At 43.7% G+C, this 7504-nt stretch carries 7 protein-coding genes; 2 read left to right on the top strand and 5 right to left on the bottom strand.

Translation table 11 applies throughout. From position 1 onward, the window contains the following. A partial coding sequence (locus KBW69_RS08895) for a helix-turn-helix domain-containing protein (protein WP_257280648.1) occupies positions 1 to 272 on the bottom strand: 272 nt, incomplete at its 3' end. Positions 273 to 402: 130 nt separating this feature from the next. Next, the gene (locus KBW69_RS23700; protein WP_257280647.1) at positions 403 to 1794 is read right to left on the bottom strand and encodes an autotransporter outer membrane beta-barrel domain-containing protein; all 1392 of its coding nucleotides are present in this window, start codon (positions 1792 to 1794) and stop codon (positions 403 to 405) included. Positions 1795 to 2151: 357 nt separating this feature from the next. On the opposite strand from KBW69_RS23700, the gene KBW69_RS08885 reads away from it, so the two are divergent. Further along, positions 2152 to 2763 (top strand): hypothetical protein, encoded by a 612-nt coding sequence (locus tag KBW69_RS08885; RefSeq protein WP_257274197.1) that lies wholly within the window; start codon positions 2152 to 2154, stop codon positions 2761 to 2763. Between the two features lie 341 nt (positions 2764 to 3104). Here KBW69_RS08885 and KBW69_RS08880 read toward each other — a convergent pair whose 3' ends face one another. From KBW69_RS08880 to amrS, 3 genes are all read right to left on the bottom strand, one after another. Then, entirely contained in the window at positions 3105 to 4415 is a 1311-nt protein-coding gene (locus KBW69_RS08880; protein ID WP_257274196.1) for a WD40 repeat domain-containing protein, read from the bottom strand. Between the two features lie 203 nt (positions 4416 to 4618). Continuing rightward, positions 4619 to 5437: a CPBP family intramembrane glutamic endopeptidase gene (locus KBW69_RS08875; RefSeq protein ID WP_257274195.1), complete on the bottom strand. Its 819-nt coding sequence runs from the start codon at positions 5435 to 5437 to the stop codon at positions 4619 to 4621. Positions 5438 to 5551: 114 nt separating this feature from the next. Then, complete coding sequence (gene amrS, locus KBW69_RS08870) at positions 5552 to 6661, bottom strand: AmmeMemoRadiSam system radical SAM enzyme (RefSeq protein WP_257280646.1); 1110 nt, start codon at positions 6659 to 6661, stop codon at positions 5552 to 5554. 63 nt (positions 6662 to 6724) lie between these two features. Here amrS and amrB point away from each other — a divergent pair, with 63 nt between their 5' ends. Further along, positions 6725 to 7504 (top strand): AmmeMemoRadiSam system protein B, encoded by a 780-nt coding sequence (gene amrB, locus KBW69_RS08865; protein WP_257280645.1) that lies wholly within the window; start codon positions 6725 to 6727, stop codon positions 7502 to 7504.

The following is a 7504-nucleotide window of genomic DNA, read 5'->3' as shown; positions in this document are numbered from 1 at the left end:
CAAAAGTTTTTGAAAGCTTCTTGTTGATCCCTGAGTGTTTGTTGCAGGATTACGCTGGAAACATCAGCCAGAAATGGAAACTCTTTCTTAAGCGAAACCAGCCGTTTTTCTGCCTCAGAGTGTGGAACGGATTGCCCTTCTTTATAGTAGGCATCAGTGCGAAAACGAAGCGTATTGTTATAGACAAACCGAGCACAGCCAAACGATTGTGCAAGAAGTATTTCCTGCTCAGGTGTCGGATAGAATCGGTATTTATAGGTTCGCTTAGTCATATTTACATTTTACAATAAAAGCTGTAAATATAGCAAGTGTCTTGCATAAGCAGTCTTTCAGACTGCGAGCTATCCATCCCCGCACCAGAAGTACGGGGCTTTCCGCTCAATTTGGTAAATCAGTCTGAACTTAGAACCTGAATTCCACACCAGCCTGCAAGTAGTGCCCCAGAGCATTTTCAGACCAAGTGCCTGCATAACCAACATTCATATTTAGCTGCCCGCTCAGCTGTGTCGCAATGCCCAGAGAGTAATAGGTAGCATTCTCATCATAACCTTTTAAACTGTGTTTCGAATTCATGTACTCAATATCATCGGGCTCGTAATCATTGTGCTGCCAACCCAGTGAGGCTTTCAGTTCGACAGGCTGATTCATTAGGAAACTGTCGTATGTCAGACTAACTCCCATTCTGGACACCCAGCCTTTGTTGGTGCTCTTTCCCACCATACCCGAAGCCCAGCTATATTTATCCCGGTCCTGACTGGCATAAAGAAACTGAACTTCCGGCGTTAACGTCAGACCCACTGTTACGCTGTCGAGACTGATATCGTAACCGCCGCGAAAATAGGCATCCCACTCCTCGCTTTTGAAGTCCGAGTTGTAGCGCGGCACTTTACTGTCAACAGTATTCCAGTTATAAGTCAGCAGACCTTCAGCGTGAAAGCCATCCTTGCTCCAGGCAACCGTTGGCCCCAGCCTCCAGGTGCCTGTATCCAACTCGCCATTATGATCCTTAAGATCAGCGTCCAGCTTTTGCCAGGCACCATAAACACCCAATAGCCAGTGTTCAGAGACCGGCCTGAGTAGCCCCAGCTGAATGCCGTAGCCTCCGGACTTGAAGCCAGCCATGTTGTCGATCTCATCCTGATCATAAAAATGACCATAAAGCCCCACCAGTCCGAACCAGTCACCACTGACAAAAGCGGCAGCCCTCTCTGACACTGATAGCATAAAAACTTCATTATTTTCATCCTGCTCCAGATAATCGACTCTTGCAGAAGCATTACCATTCTCGGCTTTTAACAGTGTTGCGGAGGTTTGCTCAAGCAGATTCCCCTCAACCCCACTTATGGCAGCGGCTGGTATCCGGCCCTTAAGAATACTTCGCGTCAGCCCGGTAAAATGACCATATGCACTAAAGGTCGATTCAATCATCATCTTGTTGGCGATTGAGGGGTGATCGAGAGCAAGAGGAATGGAAGAAGTTACAGGATCAGCGAGTGCGATATTGTCCAGTCTTTGTACCGGAATCAGCCTTCCTTCTTTAATCGGCTGATCCACATTTTTAGCTTTAAAGTAATATTGACCATCCTTCCCCAGTTGATAAACCTTGTCAGTATCTATGATGGCTTTTGCATCCATCGTTCTTGAATAGGTGATGGTGGCACTGTTGCCACTTTCGTCACTGGTTACCGAAGATTGAACTCCGGTTTGAGCCAGGACGGGAATAAGCCACCCTCCGGCAGCACCGCCGAGCGCAACCAGCCTGACGGTATGAGAAAGATTGGACCTGACGTTCACAATTACTCCCGATCTTAATGTGCCAAAGTGAATAAATTCTTCCAGATCAGAAAGTAGTCCATCGCGGCAGGTTATCCAGTTTTTCTATAAAACGAGCCACTATCATTCCATGGTCGTATTTGCATTCTGACTGAATGAACCTCGCTCCCAGACTCCAGAGACTGACGGTACGAGTCAAATCAACAGCAGCATACAAAGCAGCAGCTTAGTTATAGACAGGCTTCTATTTATCAGGGGAAGTTCAACTGCATTCTCCCCCCCCCTTGCTGCAAGTCTTATATTTTTCAATATTCTGCAAAATAATAAAAAAGTGCTACATTTCAGGGTCAATTTTCCGAAAAACTAAACTTTCAGCATATGAAAAATCACAGAGCAATTACAACCACTCGAGTTATTTTTATTATTTCCGTTTTGTATTCATATAATGTCAATGCATCACTCTATAATGCGATCAGTAGTCTGATTTCGCTTTTTGATGAGATACACTTAAAACAATTTCAGTTAAATGAACAAAGAGTATCTGTTTTTTCTAATTTAGAGTTTAACGACAGTGTCATATTGTTAAGGATATATCACGCATCATTGCTTGCCAGACGGCAGCAAGGTACAGCTTCTTCGAAAGAGGTCTATATAAAAAGAATGGAAAGCCAATTCTTACGCTGTCTGCATGGAGATTCTGATCGGCTTATGGTGCAAGGCTTAGCCACTCATCTGATGTCTGCTTCCGGAGGGATAATTTCCCTTTCATCTCATATGGGTAGAGATGTACATGGATTTCTACAATCTGAAGATTTTTGTAAAACAGACAATCTAAAAGACGAAGAAATCTACGCAAAGGCAAAAGAGCATTTATCAACAATCTACGAGTCATTGAAAAATGACAACGCTTTTTTAACAGCGTGTGCTAATTTTGGCTTAGAAAGTGACTACAAAACAACCATTGAATTAATAAGTACAGCATTACAGTAATGCATGTTGAGCAGAGTAAATATGCCAGATGCATGTGGAGTCCGAGACTATGACCGTAACTGAATGACTACAGATCATGACAAACGAAGTAGACTCTCTTGCCAATTTCTATTCGTTCCGGTTGCCAAGGAGTGATTATTTTCTCTTAATGGAGGGGCGCCTGTTTTGTTGAGGCTGCAATATTACCTCCCGGGCGGGTTTAGAAGATAAGCAGAAATCATGGAGTTTATAGAATAGATTAAGCAGGGAAATGAGAGCCACGACTGGTGTTTACTGTTAGCTTGTAAACATAATTTAGTTATCAGTTGACTCTCATGTCATTTTTTATAATCGAGCTAACGTTAATTACACTGCCCGAAAACAGCGCACCTCGTGTACTCAGCGAGCAAGTTGGGCAAGCTGGTCGTTTCAACTGGCGTTTCAGCTGACATTTCAGGTGGTATTTCATCAGCTGACATTTCAGGCGGTATTTCATCAGCTGGCATTTCAGATGGCGTTATTTCATCTACCGGATTGACTTCGTATAACCAGATTTTGCCCTCAACCCCGGCTACCGCCAACAATTCACCATCGGGACTAAAGCTAACGCTATTTATAGCCGTTTTTGGTTCTTTGATAGACTTCATTTCAGACCACCCCGATTCACCTTTCGATAAAATGCTGACAGTTTCAGAAACAGAATCATCAAAACCAATCCCACCTGCAACCAATAGAGATCCATCATTATTGAATGCCATACTGGTTATGCCAATAAGATCAGTTTGGACAAAATCTTTATTGATAAAGTTGTAGCCGAAGCAGGGAAAGTATTTTTCACACATCATTCTGGGGTCACTATTTTGAAAAAAGACTCCAGCACGCCGGGTTGAGAATGCCAACAGAGAACGGTCTGAACTTAAATCCAAACCTTTAGCATAGTAACCTTTTCTAAATCTGAAAGAGTACACAATGTCATGGAGATTAAATGAATCATTTGAATGTAGAACATAGGCACCAGATGGAGTCCTGACCAGCAATGTGTTATCGGACAGAAACCTCAAATTAACCGGCAGAATATTATAAATCGTACCCACGTGCTGAAAATCACGCTTTACATTGTACACCTTTACATCGTGGTTATCCTCAACCGCAAATAAAGTACCGTCAGGGCTGAATGCAAAAGTAGGATAGGTGTGGTTATTATCACGAAGTTCATGCTTAAGAATAAAATTGTTCTTCGCGTCATAGAACCTGACTCCCTTGTCGTTCGTTGATACCGCCAACAGTGAGCCATCAGGGCTAAACACGGCATTGACTTTGTCTACAGATTGACCCGACGGAATTCGAATTGATTTATAAGTTAATATATCCTTCTGTAGTATTTGTACATGAGGGATTGTCACATTACGATCGTCCTTGCATGTTACTCCAGCTGCCAACATGGAAGAATCATGATTCCATGAAGTTGAATGGACGTTACATCTGACGTCAGGACTCATAAATTGTCCTCTAAGCTCGGCAAGAGGCTTAGCATTTACTTCGAGTGTCAGCTCAAAGTCCACTTTTTTTTGCGACGCCTGTACAGATTCGTCAGCTTTAAGCCCGGTAAGAACAGCGCAGGACAGTCCAGCTAACACTGAACACTTCAGCATTTTTTTCCAGTAAGTTTTCATAAGAAAGTTTCTCCATTAAGTTTTTTGAAAAAATAGTCCATTCAATTGGTATTTTTATGATTCGACTTTGCAACTGTAGATAAGTTCCCTCTCTTTTCAAATATTCTTATTAAAAAATGGAGGGGCACCTCTTAATTCTGTCAACATAGCTAGCTACCAGGCTTCAGCCCTGGAGGGAGTCATCATCAGGGAGTCGTTCGCACCTATTGTTTGAAGCCACCAGTGAGTAATCGAATTCCGTACCAGCTTAAAACTTTTCCTATTGAAAGTAGCAGCACATTATTAACAATATGAGCGGTCAAAGGTGCAATCATCCCATTTTCACAATAGATATAGCCAAAATAAAAACCAGAAACAGTCGCAATAAAAGCTTGGGCAATTTGAGGATTCACATTCCTTAGATGCAATAAACCAAATACGATTGAGGATATAGTAATTGCATAAAATTGAGACTTGCCATTTATTTCATCACTATCATATTCAAGTTTTCCAAGTAAATATTTTACATGAGACTCTATAGCGGTGAGGCCAATAAAACGATAAATAAATTCTTCTTCTGCTGCTGCAATAATTGATTTCGAATAACGCTTAACTATGGCACTTCTATAGAATCTCAATGCTTCCTCTTTTGAAATTGAAAAGGCTGACTGCATAGTAGGTGAGTTTACATGGTATGGGCTAGCTATATATTTACTAAACAAAAGTAAAAATGGAGTGATAATCAGTACGCCAACAGCAGGTATATAAAACCCATAACAGAGCCCTACTTTAAAATCATTTTTAATTTCCTCCAAAAATGGAGACATATTATCAAGAAAAGTTGTTTTGATTGATACCTGTTCAATCGGACAGAAACCATGAGTCTCGCCCATAGAAGATCCGTTAATATTGGTTATGTTTGAAGCATTTAGATAATGACATACTTCTTCACCACTCAATATAACTCTATCATCTGAATAAAGCCTACTCACAAATAAATTTAGATATATCAAGGCTAAAAAGAAGATTAAGGATAACTTCATAATGCTACTTTTGGTGAGTAAAACTCAGTCAATGTAGCACAGCATAAACAAACTGAATGAGGTATCTACTCTACTGGAGCGGGGGAAGCTCAGAAGCGGCTATCCTGATAGCGTTCAGGGCTTCATTCGTACAGGAATTCTTTTGCTTCCCCAGTCACCGGGCTGCTCTTCAAAAACACCGGCTACCTTTTCACCACATTGATGGCAGCAACCCGATGCCAGGTTCCAGATCCCCAGCTGATACCAGTCTCGCTGAATCAATAATTGCCCGCAGTTATGGCACCAGGTACTCCCCCCATGACTGTCGTGTACATTTCCGGTATAGGCATAACGAATGCCTTTTCCGATAGCAATGTTTCTTGCCCTGGCAAGAGTACCAGCGGGCGTGTGTGTATGCTCCATCATTTTCCAGTCAGGGTGAAAGGCGGTGAAATGAATAGGCACATCAACGCCCAGTTGTTCAACGACCCACTCACACAGACTGTTAAGCTCGGGATCAGAATCATTCTCTCCGGGAATTAGCAGGGTGGTGATTTCAAACCATACCTCTGTTTCATGCTTGAGATATTTCAGAGTTTCCAATACGGGCTGTAAAGATCCACCACAAATTTTTTTATAAAAAGACTCAGTGAATGCTTTCAGGTCAATATTGGCCGCATCCATGCATTGAAAGAAGGTTTCTCTGGGGGCTTCGCAAATATAACCGGCACTGACGGCTACCGGGCAAATACCTTGCTCATGACAAGCCAGCGCAACATCTATGGCATATTCCATAAAAATCACCGGGTCATTGTAGGTAAAAGCCAGGCTTCTGCAGCCCTTTTCCAACGCAGCCAGAGCCAGCTGCTCAGGCATAGCCTGATCAGCCAGGGTGTCCATTTCCCTCGACTTGCTCATATCCCAGTTCTGGCAGAACTTGCAGGCAAGATTACAGCCTGCTGTGCCAAATGATAAAACCGGAGTACCCGGTAAAAAGTGGTTCAGTGGTTTCTTTTCTATCGGATCAATACAGAAACCGCTGGAGCGCCCATAACTGGTCAAAACAATCTGATCCTGATGCCGGGCTCTGACAAAACAAAGCCCTTGCTGACCTTCCCTCAGCTTGCAAGCTCTGGGACAAACATCACACTGAATTCGACCATCCTCAAGACAGTGCCAGTATTCGGTGGGAAAATTGCCAGGCGGAAAATCGTCAGATGGAGACTGACCGAGCCCATTTATCATGACAGTGCCTCACTCGGTTCGCTGACTATAATTATAGAGCCGCTCATCCGTGGGGAAAGCTCAATGAACATTCGACAACCTGCAGTGTCTGGTGTTTTCTATCCCGACGAACCGGAACTCCTGAAAACCGTTGTCACTAATCTGATGTCGGAAGCCACTGAGAGAGAACTGTCGCCTAAAGTCCTGATCGTACCCCACGCCGGTTACATCTACTCAGGAGCTATTGCTGCATCAGGCTATAAACAGCTGGAAACCTATCGCAGCAAAATCAAAAGAGTGGCATTGCTGGGTCCTTCTCACCAGGTTGCGTTTGAGGGGATAGCCCTTCCGAACTGCGAGGCATACTCGACTCCCATAGGCGATATTCCATTGGATACCGATGCCATCAAAAGCCTGAGTCAATTCAATCAGATACACACTCTGGATGCAGCTCATGCCAATGAGCACAGTCTGGAAGTGCAGTGCCCCTTTCTTCAAAGTACTCTGGACAGTTTCAAGCTGATTCCCCTGGTCGTGGGTGATGCTTCCCCCTATGCCGTTGCTGAAGTTATAGACTTTCTCTGGGGCGGCGATGAAACCCTGATCGTCATCAGCTCAGACCTCAGTCACTACCTCAGCTATGAAGAAGCCAACCAGCGTGACAGTCTGACGACCAGAGCCATAGAACAAATGAGCGGTTGTTTGACGGGAGGTCAGGCCTGCGGCAGCCATCCTCTCAATGGTATGCTGAAAATAGCCCAGCGCAGGGGCATGGAAGTCGTGACTCTCGATGTCCGAAACTCCGGTGATACGGCGGGTGATAAAAAACGGGTCGTGGGATACGGAGCCTACGTTATCCAGTAA

Origin of the sequence: Endozoicomonas sp. ISHI1, assembly GCF_024606225.1 — a bacterium.
In the GTDB taxonomy this organism is placed as follows: Bacteria; Pseudomonadota; Gammaproteobacteria; order Pseudomonadales; family Endozoicomonadaceae; genus Endozoicomonas_A.
The sequence above is the reverse complement of the archived record's forward strand: the minus strand, read 5'-3'. Positions and strand labels throughout refer to the sequence as shown.

Bases quoted from the DNA above. Each gene is read 5' to 3' on its own strand.
- amrB (WP_257280645.1), top strand. From the start codon at position 6,725: ATGAACATTCGACAACCTGCAGTGTCTGGTGTTTTCTATCCCGACGAA.
- amrS (WP_257280646.1), bottom strand. From the start codon at position 6,661: ATGATAAATGGGCTCGGTCAGTCTCCATCTGACGATTTTCCGCCTGGC.
- KBW69_RS08880 (WP_257274196.1), bottom strand. From the start codon at position 4,415: ATGAAAACTTACTGGAAAAAAATGCTGAAGTGTTCAGTGTTAGCTGGA.
- KBW69_RS08875 (WP_257274195.1), bottom strand. From the start codon at position 5,437: ATGAAGTTATCCTTAATCTTCTTTTTAGCCTTGATATATCTAAATTTA.
- KBW69_RS08885 (WP_257274197.1), top strand. From the start codon at position 2,152: ATGAAAAATCACAGAGCAATTACAACCACTCGAGTTATTTTTATTATT.